Source organism: Yimella sp. cx-51 (genome assembly GCF_017654605.1).
GTDB lineage: Bacteria > Actinomycetota > Actinomycetes > Actinomycetales > Dermatophilaceae > Yimella.
Window position 1 is genome coordinate 2,796,198 of the sequence record NZ_CP072113.1, and the last position, 19,777, is coordinate 2,815,974.

The following is a 19,777-nucleotide window of genomic DNA, read 5'->3' on the forward strand; positions in this document are numbered from 1 at the left end:
CGAAAGGTTCCGACATGCGACTCCAACGCACTGCAGGCATCCTGCTCGCCACCGCCCTGGTGCCCACCCTCCTCGCAGCATGTGGAGGGTCCGACTCCGGCGACAAGGTGGCCAGCGACTGCAAGCCCAAGCACACCTTCAACACCGTCACCAAGGGCACGCTGACGGTCGCCGGCTACGACCTGCCGCCGTACGGCACGCTCAAGGACGGCAAGCCGGGCGGCATCGACATGGACATCCTCGCTGAGATCGCCAAGCGAGAGTGCCTGACCGTGACGCCCAAGTGGATGGCTCCGGCCGCCGTCATCCCGACGGTGCAGAGCAACCGTGCCGACACCGGTGTGCCCGACTGGTACCGCACCGCCGCCCGGGCCGAGATCGTCGCGTTGACCGACCCGATGTATCAGGACGAGATGGGCATCTCCTCCAAGACGGGCATCTCCAAGATCTCCGACCTCACGGGCAAGAAGGTCGGCACCGTCGACGGCTACCTCTGGGTCGCAGACCTGAAGAAGTACCTCGGCAGCACCCTGAAGATCTACCCCTCGACGGTCAACCTCAACCAGGACCTCAAGGCCGGACGCATCGACATCGCCGTCGACAGCTACGGCTCGCAGAAGGTGACCAACCCTGACAACAAGGTGACGATCGCCGAGCCCGAGCCGTCCGTGGCGGCGTCCAAGGAACCGGCGCAGGCCGCCTTCCCGGTGCCCAAGAGCAACACCGCGCTGCTGGCTGCGTTCAACGCCAACATCGCCGACATGCGCAAGGACGGCACCCTGGCCAAGATCGTCAAGGCCAACGGCCTTGAGGAGAAGATCGTCGAGGTCGGAGCACCCCGTCTGATCAAGTGACCCCCCATCGCAGGGCCTGGCCGATGGACCCCGGTTACCATGCGAAGGTGCTGAATCCGGTCCATCTGCAGACGCTGGTCACCGTGCTGCGCACGGGCAGCTTCGCCGACGCAGCACGCGACCTCGGCTACACCAGTTCTGCTGTCTCGCAACAGATTGCCGCGCTCGAGCGGTCGTTGAAGGTCACCCTCTTCGACCGCTCGGCGCGCAGCATCACCCCCACCCCGGCCGCCACCCTCGTGGCCGACCGGTGCCGAGATTCGCTCGCCGCGCTCAGCGTCCTGGAGGACGACGTCGCGGCGGTCTCGAGTGGGCGGGTGGGCACGCTGCGCATCGGCAGTTTTCCCACCGCCAGCGAGCGCATCCTGCCGACCGCCTTCCGGCACTACATCGATGCATCGCCTGAGGTGAGCATCCGCCTGGACGAAGCCGAGCCGTGCGAGCTGCTGCTGCGCCTGCAGGAAGGCTCACTCGACGTCGCGCTGGAGTTCCGTTACCGGCTCGTGCCCAAGTGCACGGTCAGTGGCACGCGCACGATCACGCTGCTGGAGGAAGACCTGGTGCTGCTGGTGCCGGCCGAGCACCCCGCAGCGCAGTCAGCGGATCCGACCTGGGACGACTTCCGGGAGGCCACCTGGATCGCCACCCGTGACGGCACCGACGGTGCCGAATGCTTGGAACGGCTGTGCGCGCAGGCCGGGTACACGCCGCGAATTGCCTTCCGTACCAACGATTACGACACCGTCCGTGAGTTCGTGTCGTGCGGCCTCGGCGTCGCGCTCGTGCCGGCGATGACGCTCATGGGCGTCGGCGACTCCGAACAGTTCCGCATCGTCTCGCTTCCCGGCACCGAAGCAATGCGCAGCATCCACGTGCTGCACCGCAGCGAGATCCTCAACCCGGTCGTGCCGGGCTTCCTGGACGCGCTCCGACAGGCCGCCGACGAGCTTTCCGGCGACCGGGTGCACGTACCGCAGTAGCCGCCGAGCAGGTCAGATCGTCAGCAGCACCTTGCCGATGTGGGTGGAGTCGGCGAGTAAGCGGTGAGCATCGGCCACGTCGGCGAGCGGCATGGTGCGGTCGATGATCGGCTGCACCTCGCCGGATTCGATGAGCGGCCAGACGTGTTCACGCACCGCGGCCACGATGCGGGCCTTGTCGGCCTTGTCGCGTCCGCGCAACGAGGTGGCGATCACCGAGCCGCGCTTGGCAAGCAGGGCGCCGATGTTGAGTTCGGCCTTGGTGCCGCCCTGGAGGCCGATGATCACCAAGCGTCCGTCGGGAGCCAGCGAATTCACATTACGCTCAAGGTATTTCGCACCGATGACATCGAGAACCACGTCGGCGCCGCGACCGTCGGTGGCTTTCTTGATCTGCTCGACGAAGTCGTCGTCCTTGTAGTTGATGAGCACCTGCGCACCGAGCTCGCGGCAGCGGTCGAGCTTCTCCTGCGACCCCGCTGTGACGGCGACGGTCGCGCCGAGTGCATGGGCCACCTGGATCGCCATCGTGCCGATGCCGCTGCTGCCGCCGTGCTGGAGGAAGACCTCGCCCTGCTTGAGGTGGGCGGTCATCACGATGTTCGACCACACGGTGCACGCGACCTCCGGCAGACCAGCCGCATCGATCAGCGAGACACCCTTCGGAACCGGTAGCACCTGCCCGGCGGGCACCGCCACCTGCTCGGCATATCCACCACCAGCCAGCACGGCACAGACCTCGTCGCCGACCTTCCAGCCGTCCACGCCGTTACCGAGCGCGCTGATCGTGCCGCTCACCTCGAGGCCGGGAATCTCCGACTCGCCCTTGGGCGGCGGGTAAAGACCCTGACGCTGCATCAGGTCGGCACGGTTCACTCCGGCAGCGGCGACCTGGATGACCACCTCACCAGCGGCTGGTTGCGGATCAGGAAGGTTGGCGAGGGTGAGGGCGTCGACATCACCGAACTCGGGAAGGGTAACTGCGAGCATGGTTCGACTCTACGGGCGAGGGTCGGGCGTTGGCTCCTGCTGTCGCCGCCTGTGCACAGCGCGGGTGATGGACCGCGGTTCGCAGAGCCGATCACTGACCGCGACCAGACCCCCCGCAACGAACTCGCGATCAAGCTGGCGCTGGCGGTGACGCTCACCCAGGTCGACGTCCAGCAGGTCGTCCAGATCCAGCGCACCGCGACGATGCGTCAACTGCGCGACCTGACCCGCCTGAAGGTCGACGCTCAGGACGACCTCGCATGGAGCCTCGTGCTCGACAACCTCATCTTCCAGGCGGAGGCCGAGATCCGGTGGCTCGACCACATCGTGGGCTCGGGTCTCCAGGGCACGCAATGCTGCCCAGGCGACGCAAGCACCGGCGACCGTTGCGGGCATGAAGCGCACCCGCAAGCAGGTGCAGGCATGAGCGCCGCAGCGATCGAGTTGCGAGGGGTGTCGCGCACGCACGGCAGTGGCGACACCCTCGTCACCTCCCTCGACTCGGTCGACCTTCGGGTGATGCCGGGCGAGTTGGTAGCCGTCATGGGGCCGAGCGGTTCCGGCAAGTCGACGCTGCTCAACCTCGCCGGTGGCCTGGACACGCCGACGTCCGGACAGGTCGCTGTCAGGGGGACCGATCTGGCCGGGCTGTCGGCGAAACAACTGGCCAAGCTGCGTCGCACGACGCTGGGCTTCGTCTTCCAACAGCGAGCAGCGATCGCCCGCGCTCTCGTCGGCGAGCGCGACGTGATCCTCGCCGATGAACCAACCGGAGCACTCGACTCGACCACCGGCGAGGCGGTTCTTGCAGTGCTGCGCAAGCAGTGCGACCGGGGTGCAGCCGGGCTGCTGGTCACCCACGAGGCACGGCACGCCGCGTGGGCAGACCGGGTGATCTTCCTGCGAGACGGTCGCGTGGTCGACACCACCGGCAGTCCGCAGGGCGCCGACTCCCTTCTGGTGCAGGTGGATTGAGATGAGCGGCACCTGAATACTCCTAGAAGGAGCGCCTGCGCAATCACGTAGCGACGCAGCATCGAGTGGGTGGCGCCGTTGCTCGCCAACTGGCCGAGGACGCGCCGTTGCCGGGCGCCACTCGTAGTGAAGGCGGGTCCCGCGATCAGGGCGGTCAGGAGCACCACACCCGTCAGCAACAGCATGATGACGGCTGCCATCTGCCGGTCGACGCCCGCGCTGTCGGACGGTGCCAACTCAGGGTGTTCGAGCAGGTAACGACTCTGCACCTGCAGGCCGTACTCGTTGAGGCGTTGCACCTTGGCGCGTCATGCTGCGGCTGGCGCGACGAGACCTCGCCAAGAACCCCGGTCGCGCGACGTTGACCATGTCGTTGGTTGCCCTACCGGTGCTTGTCCTGGCGACGATGGCGACCCTGCTGGCGTCTCTCTCGATCAGTGACCTCGAGGCCGCACCGGCTCGGATGGGTCAGGGTGCAGCAACGGCCAAGGTGGCCTCGGCCATCGACACCTCCGGCGACAAGTTCGGCATCAAGCAGCGCGACAACAACGCTGAAAATGTCAGCGAGAGCGGCTTGTCCGGAAAGCTGTGGAACGGCAAACGACCGACGGACGCCGCCTCGATCGGAGCCGTAGCACGCGGCACCGCCCACCCCGTCACGCTTGCTTCGGCAAGAGCGGTGGTGGGCGTGAGACGAATTCGATCGCTCGTGCTGGGCGTCGACCTGAGGAAGCCGGTGTACGCCGGCACCGCGACCTTGAACAGCGGACGTCTGCCTGCCACACCGGACGAAGTGCTCGTGTCGCGCGCTGGAGCGGCGGTCGGCATCCCAGAAAGCGGCAGTTTCACCCTGCATGTGGAGGGTGCTCCCGACCGCATCGTGAAGGTCGTCGGCACCGCGACCACGCCGGAAGCCCACGACATGGTCGTCCTGCCGCAGACCTCGGCGCCCGGATTCGTCGTGGAGCGTTATCTGATCGATCGCACCCAACCGGTCACCTGGGACGAAGGGTTATGCCGGGACGGCCGCGCAGCAGACAGAAGTCATTCCCGAATCCGTCGAGAAGTCAGGGCAGTTGAAGCTCGCGTGGGACAAGATCTCGCCCACCTTGCAGGGCCCTGGCAGGACGCTCGCGCACTCCACCACGGTGAAGGTGCGGGTGATCGACGGTACGACCAGCCTGCGCGCCTTCTTCGGCTCGGTGATCATTCTGCCCACGTCGATGGCCACCGAGCACCAGTGGCCGCTGTCGATCATTCAGTTGCGTTTCTCCAAGCCCGGCGGCCTGAGCAAGGACGCCGAGCAACGGATCAACGACCGCGCCCCGGACGCCGTTGGCTTCGATGTCGAGCGCGGCTACAGCGACCGTTCGATCGCGGTGATCCGGATCATGATCGCCTCGTTCGCGCTCATCGTCCTGATCGTCACGCTCATCGGCACGGCACTTGCCCAGGCCGAAAGTCGAGTCGACCAGCCAACACTTGCCTCCATCGGAGCACCGCGCAGCATTCGCCGCCGCATCGCGGGTGGCTACGCGTTGGTGATCGGATTCGTCGGTAGCGCCATCGGATTCGTCGTCGGCCTCGTGCCCGGGATCGCTGCGACCTGGCCGCTCACCATGGAGCAATGGAACCCACTCGCGGCGAAGCGCCCGCTCATCAACATCCCCTGGGAACTGCTCGCACCAGCCCTGATCGGCGTGCCGGTAGTGGCGGCGCTGGCGGCCATGCTGGTCACTCGATCCAACCCGAGCATCACCCGACGCCAGGCCGGTTGAAGCACGCCCTCGATCCATCGAGTGGCCGGGGTATGAACTGGTGGCCGGGGTATAGCCCGGCCACTCGACGTCCGTTGCACGGTCGATCGGCGCACTCCGGTGGCAGGATGACTCACATGTCACCGCAGGAGCAGATCCCCGACGAGGCGGCCTCCGAGCGGCCAGTCGAACGCACCACCGAACTGATCGAGCAGCCCGCCAAGGTGATGCGCATCGGGTCGATGATCAAGCAGTTGCTCGAAGAGGTGCGCTCCGCGGGGCTGGACGAGCAGGGTCGCAAGCGCCTGGCCGACATCCACGCACGGTCGATCGACGAACTCAAGCAGGGCTTGGCGCCGGAGTTGTCCGACGAACTCGACCGCATCGTCCTGCCCTTCGGCGATGAGGCTCCCTCGGACGCCGAACTCCGTATCGCGCAGGCCCAGCTCGTGGGCTGGCTGGAAGGTTTGTTCCACGGCATCCAGACCGCGATCGTCGCTCAGCAGATGGCTTCGCAAGCGCAGCTGCAAGCCATGCGCCGCGGCCTGCCGCAGCGCGCCGAACAACCCTCGACACCGGACGACCAACAGCCGGGTGGAACGGGCCAGTATCTCTGAGCGCGAGCGAAGAGAGATCCGACGCGCAAATCATCGAGTGGCCGGGCAGTGAACGAATGGCCGGGGTATACCCCGGCCGCCAATTCATAGCCCGGCCACTCGGCGTCAGTTGCGCGGTCGATCAGAGACTCTTCCGTCGGTCAGGTGCATGACCTCGTCGTCGGCGGCGAGGGTCGGCAGGTCGTGGGTGACCACCACCGTCGCGAGATCTTGCTCGACGGTGAGCCGGCGGATGAGGTCGATCACCGCGACCCCGCGCTCGTGATCCAGGGCTGAGGTCGGTTCGTCGACCAACAGCAGGCGCGGTTCGTTCATGAGCGCCCGCGCGATGCTGACCCGCTGCCGCTGGCCGCCGGAAAGACGAGCCGGACGCCGGTCGCATTCGTTTGCGAGACCCACCGAGTCGAGCAGCGACATTGCCCGCTCACGTGCGGCCGGGGAACGGTCACCCTCCAGCCGGGCCACCATGAGCAACTGCTCCAGGGCGGTGAGCGAACCCAGCAGGTGCGGCTGCTGGAAGACGAAACCGATCGACGTACGCCGAAGGTCGGTACGCCGAGCGCGAGACGCACCCGTGACGTCCTCGCCGTCAAGGAACACCCGCCCGCTGGTCGGTGAGAGCAGCAACCCAGCCACAGCGAGCAGCGTCGACTTGCCCGACCCACTTGGCCCGGTGACGGCCAAGAACTCACCACGATCGAGCGCCATGCTCACGTCGTCCAGCGCCCTGACCGTGGCGTCGCCGTCCGGGAACTCAACCGTCGCTTGCTCCAGGCACAGGGCAGTCGTCGTCGACCGCGTGCTTCGCGGCGCAGCGGTCTGAGTGGTGGTCATCGGTCGCCCTCCAGTGTTGTGCTCGTCAAGTGCTTGGGAAACAGCGGGATTCACCGCGCACCGCCCAGTGCTTCGAGCGGGTCGACGGTGACGACGCGGCGTAGCGCCAGCGTCGCGCCCACGAGACCGACGAGGAGAATCAGCAGCAACGACGGCACCACCGTCGCCGCGTCGATCACCATCGGCACTCGACTGGACGCCGCCCAGCCACCGACGATCGCGAGCAGCGCGCCGATCGTCCCGCCGATCAGCAGGGTCAGGAAGGCCTGGCCGACGGAGTCGCGCACGAGATAGGAGGTGCGGGCACCGATCGCCTTGAGCACTGCGAGGTCGCCTTCGCGCTGCACGGTCCAGACCGTGAAGAAGGCACCGATCACGAGCGCGCTGATCGCGATGAGCAGCCCGCGGATGAGGGTGAGCGAGCCGTTCTCCGAGGTGTACGCACCGATGGTGCCGAGCGATTCGGAGGTGGTCTTGCTGACCATGCCGGTCGCCTGGTCGAAGGCTGCGGGGGCGAACCCGGGGCCTGTGTCGAGCAGGATCACCGAGCCGGCGGCCCGTGCATCGGAAGCGTGCTGCGCCCACACTGATCGCGGCACCCACACCACCGATTGGTGGCTGAACGAAGCGTCCTCGACCACTGCACCGACCTCCATCCGGGTGGTGCCGACCGTGATGGTGTCGCCGACGGTCAACCCGCGGTCAGCTGCCAGTTCGGTGCTCACCACGGCGCTGGACTCGGTCAGCCCAGGAGGTGCAGCCGCTGCGCCGGGATCGATCCCGAAGAGCGCGACCTGCGCCGAACCGTCCTGCGTGGTGACTCGTCCGGTCACGATGCCGAGTGCGTCCGCCGATCGCACGCCCGGCTGGGTACGTGCTTTCGCAACCTGCTCTGTCGTGACCATGCCGGCGTTCATCGAGAGCTCCTGACCGGACGGCGGCTGCTCGAACACGATGCGGTCGGTCTTGAGCGAGGTGATCGCCGAGATGCTCTGGCGCCCGAGCCCCTCGGTGAGTCCGCTGAGCAACACCACCAGCGCGGTGATCATCGCCACCGCGACCACCATCAATGCGAACCTGCTGCGCGCCCACCACAGATCGCGGACTGCCAAGAACACCGTGCGTCAACTCCTTTGCCGGACAACCGTTTTCCATTGATGCCAGTTGACCGCTAATGAGCCGAGAAGACATCAGGCGTCCGGACGGTTCGCGGGTGCGTCGATGGGCTGGACGCAAGATCAACCATTCGATGGAGTCGGGCGGGAGGCGCACGAGCAGTTGGCAGCACTACCGTCGATGCTGATGTCTGAAACCAGCCACCCCTCCAACGCTCCGACCGGCGCTGTCACCCGGAGCCTACGCCTCGGGATGCACGGGCTCTTCGCGCTGCTGCTGGGCATCGGCACGGTGCGCGCCGTTCAGGAGGCTGAGCAACCGGTCTGGATGCTGCTGGGGTGTCTGCTTCTTGCTGCCTGGTACGTGTTGGGTTTCGCCGCTCACCTGCGCACACGGTTGGCGGCGCCCTCCGCTCCGCAGACCGCGGTGGATAGCCCGCGGATTGCAGGGGCCAGGACGGAGCAATCCGAGGTTGGCAGAGCGCACCCCACAGCCAACTCGGCCGTTGCATGGTTCGCCGTCCTGTTCATCGGTTGGGCCGCCCTCGTCGCCGCCAGCAGGGAATTGAGTTGGGTGGCGTTCGCGCTCTTCTTCCTCGCACTCCACCTGCTGCCGCGGGCCGCCGGTTTGCTCACAGTCGCGGTCGGTACCGCCGTCGTGATCGCTGCGCAGCTGAGTCAGTCGGACGCCGCCACGGTGCCGAGCATCATCGGCCCCTGCATGGGAGCGCTCGTCGCCATCGGCATCTCGTGGGCCTATCGGCAGCTGCACGCAGAGAGCGAACACCGACGGGCACTGAACGCGGAACTCGTTGCCGCACAACGCGATCTGATCGCCACCCATGACGCACTCGCCGGCGCACAACACGAGTCGGGGGTGCTCGCCGAACGCGCCCGGCTGGCGCGCGATGTGCACGACACCCTCGCCCAGGGCTTCTCGAGCATCGTGCTGCTATCGCGCGCCGGGCTCGCCGGAGCCGATGACCCGCAACGACTACGCGAAGTGCTGCAGCGCATCGAGGAATCGGCGGTCGCTGGACTACAGGACTCCCGCGCGGTCGTGCATGCGCTCACTCCGCCCGAACTCGAACAGGCTCCACTCACAGCGGCCCTGCGCAGGTTGATCGACCGGCAACCGGGCGGAACAAACATCTGCTTGCACGCCGACAGAGAGCTGACCAGCGTGCCGACCGCGCTCGAAATGACGCTGCTGCGCACCGCCCAGGGCGCCCTCGCGAACGTCCGCCAGCATGCCCGCGCAGCGCACGCGAGCATCGAACTCTCAGTCGAATCCGGCCACGTCCAGCTCGTCGTCAGCGACGACGGTGACGGTTTCGACGTCGACAATCCGCCCGCGCCCAGTCAGGACGGCGGGTACGGTCTTGCCGCCATGCGCGAGCGCGTGCAAGAAGCAGGTGGGGTGCTCGACGTGGAGTCGACCCCCGGCAATGGCACGCGAATCGTGGCCCGACTTCCACTGCCGACAGCAGCTGGGCGATGACTCGCGTCCTGGTCGTCGACGACCACCCCGTGGTGCGCGCCGGCATGCGAATGCTGTTGGAAGCAGCCGCGATCGACGTCATCGGCGAAGCCGCGACCGGCGAGGAAGCAATCTCCTGGGCCAGCATGGCGCGTCCCGATCTGGTGCTGATGGATCTCCAGCTCGGCTACGGCATGGACGGCGTGGCCGCCACTGCTGCGTTGCGTGCACTGCCCGATCCGCCACCGGTGCTCATCGTCACCACGTACGACACCGACGCCGACATCCTGCGCGCGGTCGAGGCGGGCGCCGCCGGTTACCTACTGAAAGACACCGCACCGGCCGAATTGATCGATGCCGTGCAGCGTGCCGCGGCCGGGGAGAACGTGCTGACGCCGGTGGTCGCCGATCGGCTGCTGGCCAGCCTGCGCAATCCCGCTCCTCGGCTCAGCGAGCGCGAACTCGACGTGCTTCGCCTGGTGGCCGAAGGCTGCTCCAACCGGGTCGTCGCCACTCGCCTGTTCGTCACGGAAGCGACCGTGAAATCGCACCTGGTGCACATCTTCGACAAGCTCGGCGTCGACTCGCGCACCGCGGCCGTCTCGCGCGCTCGCGAGCTCGGGCTACTGCGCTGAAAGACCGTTCACATTGCGCAGTCGTCGGTCGGTTCCCCACGCTGCGGGCACTCACGAGTTTCTGTCGGATTCGGCGGTCAGCTACCCGCCGACGAAAACTGGCTAGAGCAGGCGGCCGATGCGTGGCTCGAGAGCAGCCGCCCGGACGGCGTCCAGCACGCGGCGGGTGGCGCCGTCGGCTTCGGGCCAGTCGTCGAGCGCGAGCCAGGCGTGCGAGATCGCTTCGGAGCCCACGCGGACGTCCGGTTCGGTTTCACAGGGCACCCGGAAGATGACATCGCAGTGCCGCAGCCGCGGGGCAAAGGCCACGGTGATCGGGTCGCCGGGATCGACGGCGATACCGGTCTCCTCCATCACCTCGCGGCGAGCAGCGCCCTCGGGCCGCTCACCGCGGTCGACCAGACCACCGGGCAGCGAATAGCCGCTGCGATGTTCCTGCCGCAGCGCCAGCACCTTGCCCTCGAACTCCAGCAGCACGACGGCACCGACGGAGAAGGTCGGCTGCACCGTGCGCACCAGCGCGTAACCAACGTCCGGCGGCAGCAGCCGGTAGAGGCGAAGGCCCAGCCGACGGACGCCTCCCGGGTGCGGACTCGGCCCAGGGGTTGCACTCATGTGGTCACCAGATCGTCGGATCTGTCGTCCGAACCGCTGTTGTGGTGATGTCGCACCGCGCGGATGGAGTTGTTCAACACCGCAGCCAGCGGCACCGCCACGAAGGCGCCGAAGATACCGGCCACGAGCGTTCCGGCCGTCACGCAGACCAGGATCGCCAGCGGATGGATGTCGACGGCCTTGCCGAGGATGATCGGGTTGAGCAGGTTGCCGAACAACTGGACGATCAGCACGAGCGCGATGGCGACAACGATCGCGGTGGTGAGCCCCTGGCTGACGAAGGCGATGAGGCACACCACGAAGCCGGCGACGAGCACCCCGATGAGCGGCACCAGCGAGCCGAGGAAGAGCAGCACCGCGAGCGGCACCACGAGCGGGACGTCGGCGATCATCAACACCGGCACCATTGCCAGGGCGTTGATCGCGGCGAGCAGGACGAGGCTGCGCATGTACGCCGTGAGGGTGCGCCAGGCGACGGCGCCGGCCGCCATCGCGTGCGGGTGGGTGTGATTGGGGAAGATGCTGACCACCCAGCGCCACATCCGGCCGTTGTCGAAGAGCATGAAGAGCGTTGCGAACAAGCAGAACACGCCGCCGGACAGGACGCCGATGGCGCCGGTCGCACGCTCGACGGCGCCCGAGGTGACCGAGTCGTTGGAACGCAGGGTGTCGGCCAGCTCCACCGTGTAGCGGTCGGCCTGCTTGGGCGTCATCTGCAGCGGCCCCTGTACCAGCCAGTCACGGATGGTGGCGAGGCCGCCGTCCACCTGGTCGAAGAGGCTGTCCTTGGAGTAGGCGATCTGGCTGATCACGAACCACAGCAACCACGTCAGCAGCGCGATGCCACCGAGGAAGACGATGAGGACGGCCAGGTTGCGAGGCACTTTCCAACGCACGAGCAGCGCGACCATCGGTTGCAGCAGCGCACACACCATGACCGCGACGGTGATGGTGATCGTCACCAGGCTGACCTCGTTGAGCAGCCACAGCAACGTGATGATGCCGCTCACGATGAGGATGAAACACAGCGACCACCAGGCGGCGACCTGCACCCCGAACGAGACGTCGTCCAGGGGCGACTTCGCCACTTCGAGGGACGAATGGTGTTCGTCCGGCTTGTTCAGGGTGACCGACGACGTGCCCGGCTCATCGGAGTCGGCACGCCTCAGTCGCAGTTTCTCGCGCACGCCCTCAGCCTGCCACCACTGCCTGCTCGATAGGCGTCGACGGGTCAGCCCCAGCTGCGCGCGACCGACAAACCGGCGGCGCGGCCGGAGAAGATGCAGCCACCGAGAAAGGTGCCTTCGAGGGCGTTCTTGCCGTGCACCCCGCCGCCACCGAAACCGGCAGCCTCACCGGCTGCGTACAGGCCCGGGATCGGCGCGCCGTCGTGACCGAGCACCCGCGACTCCAGATCGGTCTGGATGCCGCCGAGTGTCTTGCGGGTCAGCACGTTGAGCCGGACGCCGATGAGCGGCCCATGCTTCGGGTCGAGCATCTTGTGCGGAGCGGTGACGCGGCTGAGCTTGTCGCCGCGGTAGCGCCGTGCGTTGTGGATCGCGCCGACCGAGAAGTCCTTGGTGTAGCGGTTGTCGATCTCGCGGTCGCGGGCCACGATCTGCTGCTCCATGAGCTCGGCGTCCAGCAGTGGCTCGTCGGTGATGGCGTTCATCTTGGCGACCAGCTCCGGCAGGGTGTCCGCCGTGACGAAGTCGACGCCCTGGTCGACGAATGCCTGCACCTCGCGCGGCACGGCCTTGGAGACGCGCGACTTCAGCACCGCCTTCACGTCGCGGCCGGTGAGGTCGAGGTTCTGCTCCGAGCCCGACAGCGCAAACTCCTTGGCGATCATCGTGCTGGTGAGCACGAACCACGAGTGGTCGTACTGCGCGATGTCGGGGGTGGTGCGCAGGTAGCGCAGGGTGCCGAGCGTGTCGTACGAGGGAAGGTAGGGCGCGGGCAGTTGTCGCCCGAGCGCGTCGAACCACATCGGCGAGGGCGCCGACAGGATGCGAATCGCGTGGCCGGGCCAGACCGGATCCCAGTTGTGCACTCCCTCGACGTAGTGCCACATGCGGTCGCGGTTGACGAGGCGCCCGCCGGCCTCGGCAGTGATGTCGATCATCCGGCCGTCCACGTGCGCGGGGACGCCGGTGATCATGTGCTTGGGCGGGGTGCCGAGCCGCTCGGGCCAGTACTTGCGCACGGTCTCGTGGTTGCCACCGATACCGCCCGATGCGACGACGACCGCGGACGCCCGCAGCTCGAAGTCGGCCACTTCGTCCCGGTTGCTCGACACGCCACGCGCGGAGTCGTCCGGTGCGAGGACGCGTCCGCGCACCCCGGTGACGGTGCCGTCGTGAGTGATCAGTTCGTCCACGCGATGGCGATGCTTGAAGGTCACCAGGCCCCGTCCTGCTGCTTCGCGGGCGAGGTCGACGAAGGGATCGGCAATGCCGGTGCCGGTGCCCCACGGCACGTGGAAGCGGGGCACGGAGTTGCCGTGGCCGACCGCCTTGCCCTCGCCGCGCTCGGCCCAACCGACCATCGGGGTGAATTTCACGCCCTTACCGGTGAGGTACTCCCGCTTGATGGTGGCGGCGAAGTCGACATAGGCCCGGCCCCATTGCTGCGCCCAGTGGTCTTCATCGTGTTCGCTGTCGAGGCGGTCCCATTGGGCGCTGCCCTGCCAGTCCTGCCACGCCAGTTCGTGGGAGTCCTTGATGCCCATCCGCCGCTGCTCAGGCGAATCGACCAGGAAGATGCCGCCGAACGACCACCATGCCTGGCCACCCAGATTGGCTTCGTTCTCCTGGTCGACGACCAGCACCGTGCGACCGGCGGCCACGAGTTCGGCAGTGGCGACCAGGCCGGCGAGACCGCCGCCCACGACAATGACGTCAGCATCCATCGGAAAGCTCCTACTGTTGGGTAACTGCGACGTTAGCCCGCAGAATGAGCCCATGGACGGGTTGGACCTCAATTCTGCGGTGGACGAGCTGTACTCCGGCGACCCAGCAGACTTCGTCGCCACCCGGAAAACCTTGGTTTCCCGGCTGCGTGAGCAGGGCGATCGCGACATCGCCAAGACAGTGGGTGCGCTGCGTCGACCGACTGCTGTGGCCGCCGCGGTGAACGCCCTGGCCCGGCGTCATGAGCCGCCGGCGCTGCCCGAACTGGAAGATCTCGGCGCACGCATGCGGGCCGCCCAGGCCGAGATGGACACCACCGCCCTCAAAGAACTCTCCGGCGAGCGCACCCGGCTGATCGCGTCACTGACCAAGGACGCCGAATCGCTCGGCATCACGACCGCCGGCGCGAAGGAACAGCTCACCCAGACCTTCACCGCAGCTCTCGCTTCACAGGACGCGCAGGACGTCGTGAGCAGCGGGCAACTGGTGAACCCGTTGTCCTACAGCGGTTTCGGTGAAGTCAAGGTGAGTGAGGCGGCGGCCCTGCCGCTGCGCGACCTGCAGGAGGCGCGCCTGGCCGAGCTCGCACAGCGCGAGGCCGAGCGCTCGAAGAAGCCCACACGGAGCGCCGAGCGGGACGAGCCTGGGCGGGAAGAGGCTGAGCAGAAGCCGCCCGCGAAGAAACAGGAGTTCGAGCAGAAGAAGCCGGAGCCTGAGGCGAAACCCGAACCAGCTTCGAAGCGTGCTGAACCGAAGACGGATGCGGCGAGGCCCCAGATGGCAGAGGCCGCTGAGCCGAAGACCGCGCAGGAATCGGAGGCCCCGGAAAAGGCGTCCTCGGCTGCGGAGAGCGGCGGCACAACCAACTCGCTGGACGCGACAGAGGCCCGCGCGGTCTACGAAGCGAGCCTCGCCGTGGAGCAGCAGGCACTGGCCGCCGTGGACGCCGCCCGCGCTGCACTCACTGCGGCCAAGGAACACGCAGCATCAGCCACGGAAGCCAGGCAGGCCGCCGAAGACCTCCTCGACAGCCTCGACTGAAACGAAGAGAAATCGGCGTGAGAAAGTGGCCTTCGTACGTGATACGAAGGCCACTTTCTCACGCCGATTTCGGGTGGCTGCTCAGCCGCCGAGCTTGCTGGTGCAGAAGGTACGCAGCTTCTGTGCGTCGTTGTTGTAGGTGGTCGTCGACACGGTCTGACGGTTCTTACGAGCGTCGGCCATGGTGTCGAAGTCCTTGGCGAGCGTCCACACCAACGGGGTGAACTGCTTGTCGCCGGGCGCCTTCGTCAGCGAGCGCAGGTAGGTGGCGGTGGTGCGGAAGTTGTCGGCCGCTTTGTCGAGGTCGGTGGTCTTCTGCGAGGTCACCGCACGGTTCCACTGCGACACCGCTGCGTTGGAGCGGAAGTTGGCGTTGACACACGCATTGGTCAGCGCCTGGGACGCGCCCGTAGAGGTCGGCGAGGAGGTGCTGCTCGACGAGGTCGAGGACGACGTGGAGGAGCTGGGTGTGCTCGTCGAAGACGTCGAGGAGCTCGAGGAAGTGGTGCTCGAGGAGGTCGAGCTGGACGTGCTGCTGGTCGGCAACGAGGACGTGCTGGCGGTGTTGTCGGAGTCTCCACTGCATGCGCTCAACGACACGACTGCCGCGGCGCACGCAGCGACCAGCCCGGCCGTGCGGGGGGTACGCATGTGCTTGCTCATCCCTCCACCATGCATGCCAGCGCCGCAGAGGCAAAATCGAAATAACCGCGCCACCACCGCTGAAACCGGGCCTGCGCCCTCGTCGAACTCACTCTTCGAATGGGTGTCCCTGCGGTCCGTCGTACAGGTCGGTGTCGTCAGGCCCGGTGCCGGCCAACGCGGTGTCGAGCCATGACATCACTGACCAACCGTCGTCCGAATTTCCTTCCAGCACAACGATTCCGGTGTTGGGCAGCGGTTCTTCGTGAAGGTCGGTGCCGGCCAGATTGGTGCCGCGCTGGAAGGTCCAGAAACGGATGGCCGCGCCGTGGCTGATCAGCACTGCCGTCTGCGCGCCGGTCTCCTCGATCTGCCGCACGCTCTCGTCGAAGCGTTCCAGTACATCGTGACCCGACTCACCTCCGGGCACCCGATCAGCGAGGTGCCCATCAGCCCACCGACCCATCAAGCGCAGGTAGGTGTGGACGCTGTCGGGGTCGGTGCGCTTCTCCAGCGCACCCGCCTGGATCTCGTGGGCTCCGGCCAGCACCGTCGGCTCAAGACCAAGCGCCTGCGCCAACGGCGCAATCGTCTCGTGGGTGCGTATCGCGCGGCTGACGAACAGCCGGTCGATCCGCTCCGGTTCGAGCGCCGCCGGAATGGCCGCCGCCTGCTCGCGTCCGCGGTCGGTCAGCCCCGGGCCGGGAAGTGCGGTGTCGAGCGAGCCCAGAACATTCGCCGGAGTCTCTCCGTGCCGGATGAGGATCAAACGCATGCGCCCATTGTGCCCATCAAGTCGGCACGTCTCGACTCGCTACCGGCGCGTGGGATCAGCTGCGCAGTTTCGCCTCGGCCATCGCGTCCAACTGCTTTACGCGCTTGGTCGCCGACTGCACCCGCACCCCGTCACCCGAACGCAGATCGGCGTCGAGACGCTTCAGTTCAGCCGGGTTGATGCCCACCTTCTTGGCTCCGGCGATCGACTCCGGCGAGGTCAGACTGAAGGGCGGCTCGGTCGCGGGCTGCGCACCGGTGCGGGCGCTGTCGCTCGTGCTCGCCGTCGACGTCCGCAGCGTGCTGCCGACCAGCTTTGGGGCGACGAGCGCGGCGTACGACTGGTTGCCCGCCCGGTTCGGGTGGTACGACTCCTCGATCGGGTAGGAGAGGCCGTTGATCCACTCGGTCGTGTCGCAGACGCGGTGAGTGTTGAAGGACGAGCGGACGTCGACGGTGCCGAAGCCCCGGCTGGTCGCCTTGCCCAGCAACAACGTGTCGAGCTCGTCAGTGGCGCTGTTGAGCGAGGTCTGTTCCTGCGGGGAGAACCACGTGAGGGCGTTGCAGTCCTCACCGTTGAAGATGCGCGGGTAGCTGGCGACGACCACCTTGGCGTTCGGCGCCTTGCTGCGGATGGAGGAGAAGAGGCTGTCGTATCGCGCGGGCATCTGGCCGCGCAGGATGTTGAGACCGCCGTTGATCTTCGTCTGGCAGTCCGACATCCACGCCGGCTTGGCGCACTCGGTCAGCACGCTGGCGAAGCCGACGTCGTTGCCGCCGATGGTGATGCTGACGTAGCCGGTGGTGGAGTTGAGCGCACCGAGCTGGTTGTTCTGCACGTCGGCGACGGTCGCGCCCGAGCACGCCTGGTAGTTGAGGGCCAGGCCCTTGGCGGCTGCGATCAACGCGGGATACCCGAACGTCGATCGATAGCAACTGTCGACCTTCGACTTCGTACCGACACCTGCGGAATACGAATCACCAAGTGCCACATAGCTGTTGCTCGCAGCATCGGCGGCAGTGAGGGAAGTGCCGGCCAGCAGGGCGGCAGCGGACGCGGCAACAGCCGACAGCGTGCGAGTTCTGGTCATAAGGCCAGCGTGCTGCGCACTCGGTCAAGCGCACTACCCCAGTTTCACCAAGAAATGGTCAAGGAATGGGCGCCTAAGCCTCCGGTTGCCGACGCCGGGCACGCAGCACGACCTCCAGTTCGAAGCGGATCTGCGGGTCTTCCAGGTCTTCCCCGAACAGTTCACGCAACTGCCCGAGCCGGTAGCCGACGGTCTGCGGGTGCACGTGCATCTCAGCGGCGACGTTGCGGCGCTCGCCACGCCAACGCAGCCACGACTCAAGGGTTTCGAGCAGGCGCTCGCGCTGGTTGTCGCTGAGTTCGGCGAGCGGGGCGAGCCGTCGTTCGGCCAGGTCGCCGATCAGATCGGCCGAGCCGGCCAGCACGACGTCGACCGCGTGGTCGACCACCCAGCGCGGGGCCGAGACCCCGGGCACCACGAGCGCATCCATAGCCGCGCGGAGCGACTCGTTGACCGACTGCCAGTGCCGACCGGGGCCGAGCCAAGCGCTGCGTCCGATGAGTGCCAACTCCAGTTCGCGGACGGCTGTCGCGGTCTGCGGTTCGGGCAGGATCGCCACCGCCTGCCCGCCGCGGGCTGCCGCGAGCGCCCGCTCCCCCAGACGTAGGCGGAGACCCTCGGCGTTCTCCAACGGAAGCACGACCGCAATGAGTCGTTCAGGGATCTGCCAGCCCGCTCGGGCGGCAAGGCGCCGCACCTCCACCTCGTCCATGCGACTCGAGAGCAACGAGTGCAGCAGTGCCTGGCGGGCGCGGTCGCGCTCCCCCACCTGACGCGACTGCTCTTCGGCGAAGCCTTCGACACTGGCGGCGGAGACCTCGTCGAAGTAGACGAAGATCGCTTCGCTGAGCGTCAACAGATCACGAGAACCGAAGCCGGCTTCCATGGCCGCCTCCGAGACGATCCGCAGCGTCATGCGAGCACCGAGGCGGTAGGCCGAGAGCAGCGCTTCGAGTGATCGACCGGTGCGCGCTTCGCCGATGCCGAGAGTGCGATAGATCGCCCGACCCTCCGGGGTGAACGGCGGATCGTCCGAACCGGGGAGTTCGAGCAGCAGACGTCCGAGTGCGGTTTCGACGCCCCGGCGAATCGCCGCACCGAACTCACCTTCCAGGGGCCGGGCGTACTCGGTGACCTCGCGCGGAATGTTGCTGATGATGGTCTCGACCAGCTCGGGCAGCACCGCTCTGACCGTGCCGCCGAGGTCGGCGGGCAGGTGCGACCACGGCTGCGGGCGCCCAGCAGCGGGCGGTGGCGGGACGGAAGTGACCATCGGGACGCTCTTTCTGCGAGCTTCGCGCCTAATTTGTTGCGCAAACACAATTTCCTGGGTGAGATTCTACTTCTCGAGCCACTGCTTGCGCTGCTCGCACCAATCACACTGGTTGCATGGGAGTTCGTTCTGCGATTCACCGTGTCGCCTCGGTGCTGACATCGCCGGCGACCCCCGAGGACTACCTGCAGGTGATCAACCCACTTGCGTCGTCGCGGCAGTTGCGCGGGGTCGTCACTGGGGTGCGCCGGGAAGGCGCGCGTTCGGCGACGATCGCCTTCCGCCCAGGCCGCGGTTGGAATCCGCATCTTGCTGGCCAGTGGGCCCGCATCGGCGTCGAGATCGACGGCGTCCGTCAGTGGCGCTCGTATTCGCTGTCGACGGCCGAGGGCGACGACCCCGAGATCACCGTGACCGCGATCGGCCGCGTTTCCTCCTACCTGGTCGACCACACCAAGGTCGGCGATCTGCTCTTCCTCGCCCCGCCGCAGGGTGAGTTCATCCTGCCGACCGGCCCGCGTCCCCTGCTGATGATCACCGCCGGCAGCGGCATCACGCCGGTGATGTCAATGTTGCGCACCCTGGTGCCCAAGCGCCCCGACGCCGACGTCGTACTGATCCACTCATCGCGCGAGCCCGAAAGCGCTTTGTTTGCAAGCGAGTTGACCGACCTCGCCGGGAAGTATCCGGGCCTGCACGTCATTACCCGATTCACCGGACGACAGGGCCGGATCGACTTCAGTTCGGCCGCAGCGCTCGACGAGCTCTGCCCCGACTGGCGCTCGCGCAAGGCCTATGTCTGCGGCCCCACCGATCTGCTGGACGACACCGAGAAGGTGTGGGCCAACGCCGGCCTCCCGCAGGGTGTACAGGTCGAGCGTTTCGCACCCGCGCTGCTGGTCCCGTCCGACACCGACGGCGGCACCATCACCTTCGCCAAATCGGACAAGGAAGCCACCGCTGACGGCTCCACCCCGATCTTGCAGGTCGGCGAGGACGCCGGCGTGATCATGCCCAGCGGTTGCCGAATGGGCATCTGCCGCACCTGCCTCACCCCACTCGTCTCGGGCCAGGTGCGCGACCTACGCACTGGCGAGATCCACAGCGACGAGGGCGAACTCATCCAGACCTGCATCACCGCCGCGATGGGTCCTGTTCACCTCGAAATCTGACCTCTTTCCCATGAACACCA

At 67.1% G+C, this 19,777-nt stretch carries 20 protein-coding genes and 1 pseudogene; 10 read left to right on the forward strand and 11 right to left on the reverse strand.

The window, feature by feature from the left end; genetic code table 11:
- Positions 1-14 precede the first annotated feature (14 nt).
- Both J5M86_RS13315 and J5M86_RS13320 read left to right on the forward strand, forming a co-directional pair.
- Complete coding sequence (locus J5M86_RS13315) at positions 15-854, forward strand: ABC transporter substrate-binding protein (protein ID WP_188058989.1); 840 nt, start codon at positions 15-17, stop codon at positions 852-854.
- 47 nt (positions 855-901) lie between these two features.
- Positions 902-1,834 carry a LysR family transcriptional regulator gene (locus J5M86_RS13320; protein ID WP_188058988.1) on the forward strand — a complete coding sequence of 311 codons (933 nt, stop codon included), beginning with the start codon at positions 902-904 and terminating at the stop codon, positions 1,832-1,834.
- A 12-nt stretch (positions 1,835-1,846) separates the two neighbouring features.
- On the opposite strand, the gene J5M86_RS13325 is transcribed toward J5M86_RS13320, so the two are convergent.
- The gene (locus J5M86_RS13325; RefSeq protein ID WP_188058987.1) at positions 1,847-2,824 is read right to left on the reverse strand and encodes an NAD(P)H-quinone oxidoreductase; all 978 of its coding nucleotides are present in this window, start codon (positions 2,822-2,824) and stop codon (positions 1,847-1,849) included.
- Positions 2,825-2,875: 51 nt separating this feature from the next.
- Between J5M86_RS13325 and J5M86_RS15620 the strand changes: the two are divergent.
- Both J5M86_RS15620 and J5M86_RS15505 read left to right on the forward strand, forming a co-directional pair.
- Positions 2,876-3,139: pseudogene (locus J5M86_RS15620) on the forward strand (hypothetical protein); the annotation flags it as partial.
- A 108-nt stretch (positions 3,140-3,247) separates the two neighbouring features.
- Positions 3,248-3,799, forward strand: a complete 552-nt coding sequence (locus tag J5M86_RS15505; protein ID WP_244328578.1) for an ABC transporter ATP-binding protein — start codon at positions 3,248-3,250, stop codon at positions 3,797-3,799.
- A gap of 468 nt (positions 3,800-4,267) precedes the next feature.
- Here J5M86_RS15505 and J5M86_RS13335 read toward each other — a convergent pair whose 3' ends face one another.
- On the reverse strand, positions 4,268-4,723 hold the full coding sequence (locus J5M86_RS13335; RefSeq protein WP_208965036.1) for a hypothetical protein: 456 nt from the start codon (positions 4,721-4,723) through the stop codon (positions 4,268-4,270).
- Between the two features lie 152 nt (positions 4,724-4,875).
- Between J5M86_RS13335 and J5M86_RS13340 the strand changes: the two genes are divergently transcribed.
- Entirely contained in the window at positions 4,876-5,577 is a 702-nt protein-coding gene (locus tag J5M86_RS13340) for a hypothetical protein (protein WP_188058984.1), read from the forward strand.
- A gap of 116 nt (positions 5,578-5,693) precedes the next feature.
- On the forward strand, positions 5,694-6,173 hold the full coding sequence (locus J5M86_RS13345) for a bacterial proteasome activator family protein (protein ID WP_304952486.1): 480 nt from the start codon (positions 5,694-5,696) through the stop codon (positions 6,171-6,173).
- Between the two features lie 105 nt (positions 6,174-6,278).
- Here the strand turns inward: J5M86_RS13345 and J5M86_RS13350 are convergent, their stop codons facing one another.
- Together J5M86_RS13350 and J5M86_RS13355 are read right to left on the reverse strand one after the other, a co-directional pair.
- Complete coding sequence (locus J5M86_RS13350; RefSeq protein WP_188058982.1) at positions 6,279-7,007, reverse strand: ABC transporter ATP-binding protein; 729 nt, start codon at positions 7,005-7,007, stop codon at positions 6,279-6,281.
- Positions 7,008-7,057: 50 nt separating this feature from the next.
- Complete coding sequence (locus J5M86_RS13355) at positions 7,058-8,125, reverse strand: ABC transporter permease (RefSeq protein WP_188058981.1); 1,068 nt, start codon at positions 8,123-8,125, stop codon at positions 7,058-7,060.
- Between the two features lie 184 nt (positions 8,126-8,309).
- Here J5M86_RS13355 and J5M86_RS13360 point away from each other — a divergent pair, with 184 nt between their 5' ends.
- Both J5M86_RS13360 and J5M86_RS13365 read left to right on the forward strand, forming a co-directional pair.
- Complete coding sequence (locus J5M86_RS13360; RefSeq protein WP_188058980.1) at positions 8,310-9,623, forward strand: sensor histidine kinase; 1,314 nt, start codon at positions 8,310-8,312, stop codon at positions 9,621-9,623.
- The gene (locus J5M86_RS13365; RefSeq protein WP_188058979.1) at positions 9,620-10,237 is read left to right on the forward strand and encodes a response regulator transcription factor; all 618 of its coding nucleotides are present in this window, start codon (positions 9,620-9,622) and stop codon (positions 10,235-10,237) included. The genes J5M86_RS13360 and J5M86_RS13365 overlap by 4 nt, the downstream gene beginning before the upstream one ends.
- Positions 10,238-10,339: 102 nt before the next feature.
- Here J5M86_RS13365 and J5M86_RS13370 read toward each other — a convergent pair whose 3' ends face one another.
- From J5M86_RS13370 to J5M86_RS13380, 3 genes are read right to left on the reverse strand one after another with little or no spacing between them, the layout of a single operon-like run.
- Complete coding sequence (locus J5M86_RS13370) at positions 10,340-10,852, reverse strand: NUDIX hydrolase (RefSeq protein ID WP_188058978.1); 513 nt, start codon at positions 10,850-10,852, stop codon at positions 10,340-10,342.
- Complete coding sequence (locus J5M86_RS13375; protein WP_188058977.1) at positions 10,849-12,039, reverse strand: AI-2E family transporter; 1,191 nt, start codon at positions 12,037-12,039, stop codon at positions 10,849-10,851. Before J5M86_RS13375 ends, J5M86_RS13370 begins: the two co-directional genes overlap by 4 nt.
- 44 nt (positions 12,040-12,083) lie before the next feature.
- Positions 12,084-13,763, reverse strand: coding sequence for an FAD-binding dehydrogenase (locus J5M86_RS13380; protein WP_188058976.1), 1,680 nt, complete (start codon positions 13,761-13,763; stop codon positions 12,084-12,086).
- A 52-nt stretch (positions 13,764-13,815) separates the two neighbouring features.
- Here J5M86_RS13380 and J5M86_RS13385 point away from each other — a divergent pair, with 52 nt between their 5' ends.
- Positions 13,816-14,805 (forward strand): hypothetical protein, encoded by a 990-nt coding sequence (locus J5M86_RS13385; RefSeq protein WP_188058975.1) that lies wholly within the window; start codon positions 13,816-13,818, stop codon positions 14,803-14,805.
- Positions 14,806-14,886: 81 nt separating this feature from the next.
- Here J5M86_RS13385 and J5M86_RS13390 read toward each other — a convergent pair whose 3' ends face one another.
- The 4 genes from J5M86_RS13390 to J5M86_RS13405 all read right to left on the reverse strand — a co-directional run bounded on the left by J5M86_RS13390 (position 14,887) and on the right by J5M86_RS13405 (position 18,585).
- Positions 14,887-15,468 (reverse strand): hypothetical protein, encoded by a 582-nt coding sequence (locus J5M86_RS13390; protein WP_208965037.1) that lies wholly within the window; start codon positions 15,466-15,468, stop codon positions 14,887-14,889.
- 88 nt (positions 15,469-15,556) lie between these two features.
- Positions 15,557-16,222, reverse strand: a complete 666-nt coding sequence (locus tag J5M86_RS13395) for a histidine phosphatase family protein (protein ID WP_188058973.1) — start codon at positions 16,220-16,222, stop codon at positions 15,557-15,559.
- Positions 16,223-16,277: 55 nt separating this feature from the next.
- Positions 16,278-17,312: an SGNH/GDSL hydrolase family protein gene (locus tag J5M86_RS13400; protein ID WP_188058972.1), complete on the reverse strand. Its 1,035-nt coding sequence runs from the start codon at positions 17,310-17,312 to the stop codon at positions 16,278-16,280.
- A 73-nt stretch (positions 17,313-17,385) separates the two neighbouring features.
- A complete protein-coding gene (locus tag J5M86_RS13405) occupies positions 17,386-18,585 on the reverse strand; it encodes a CdaR family transcriptional regulator (RefSeq protein WP_188058971.1) in 1,200 nt (399 codons plus the stop codon).
- Positions 18,586-18,701: 116 nt separating this feature from the next.
- On the opposite strand from J5M86_RS13405, the gene J5M86_RS13410 reads away from it, so the two are divergent.
- Complete coding sequence (locus J5M86_RS13410; RefSeq protein WP_188058970.1) at positions 18,702-19,757, forward strand: ferredoxin reductase; 1,056 nt, start codon at positions 18,702-18,704, stop codon at positions 19,755-19,757.
- The last annotated feature ends 20 nt before the right edge of the window (positions 19,758-19,777 follow it).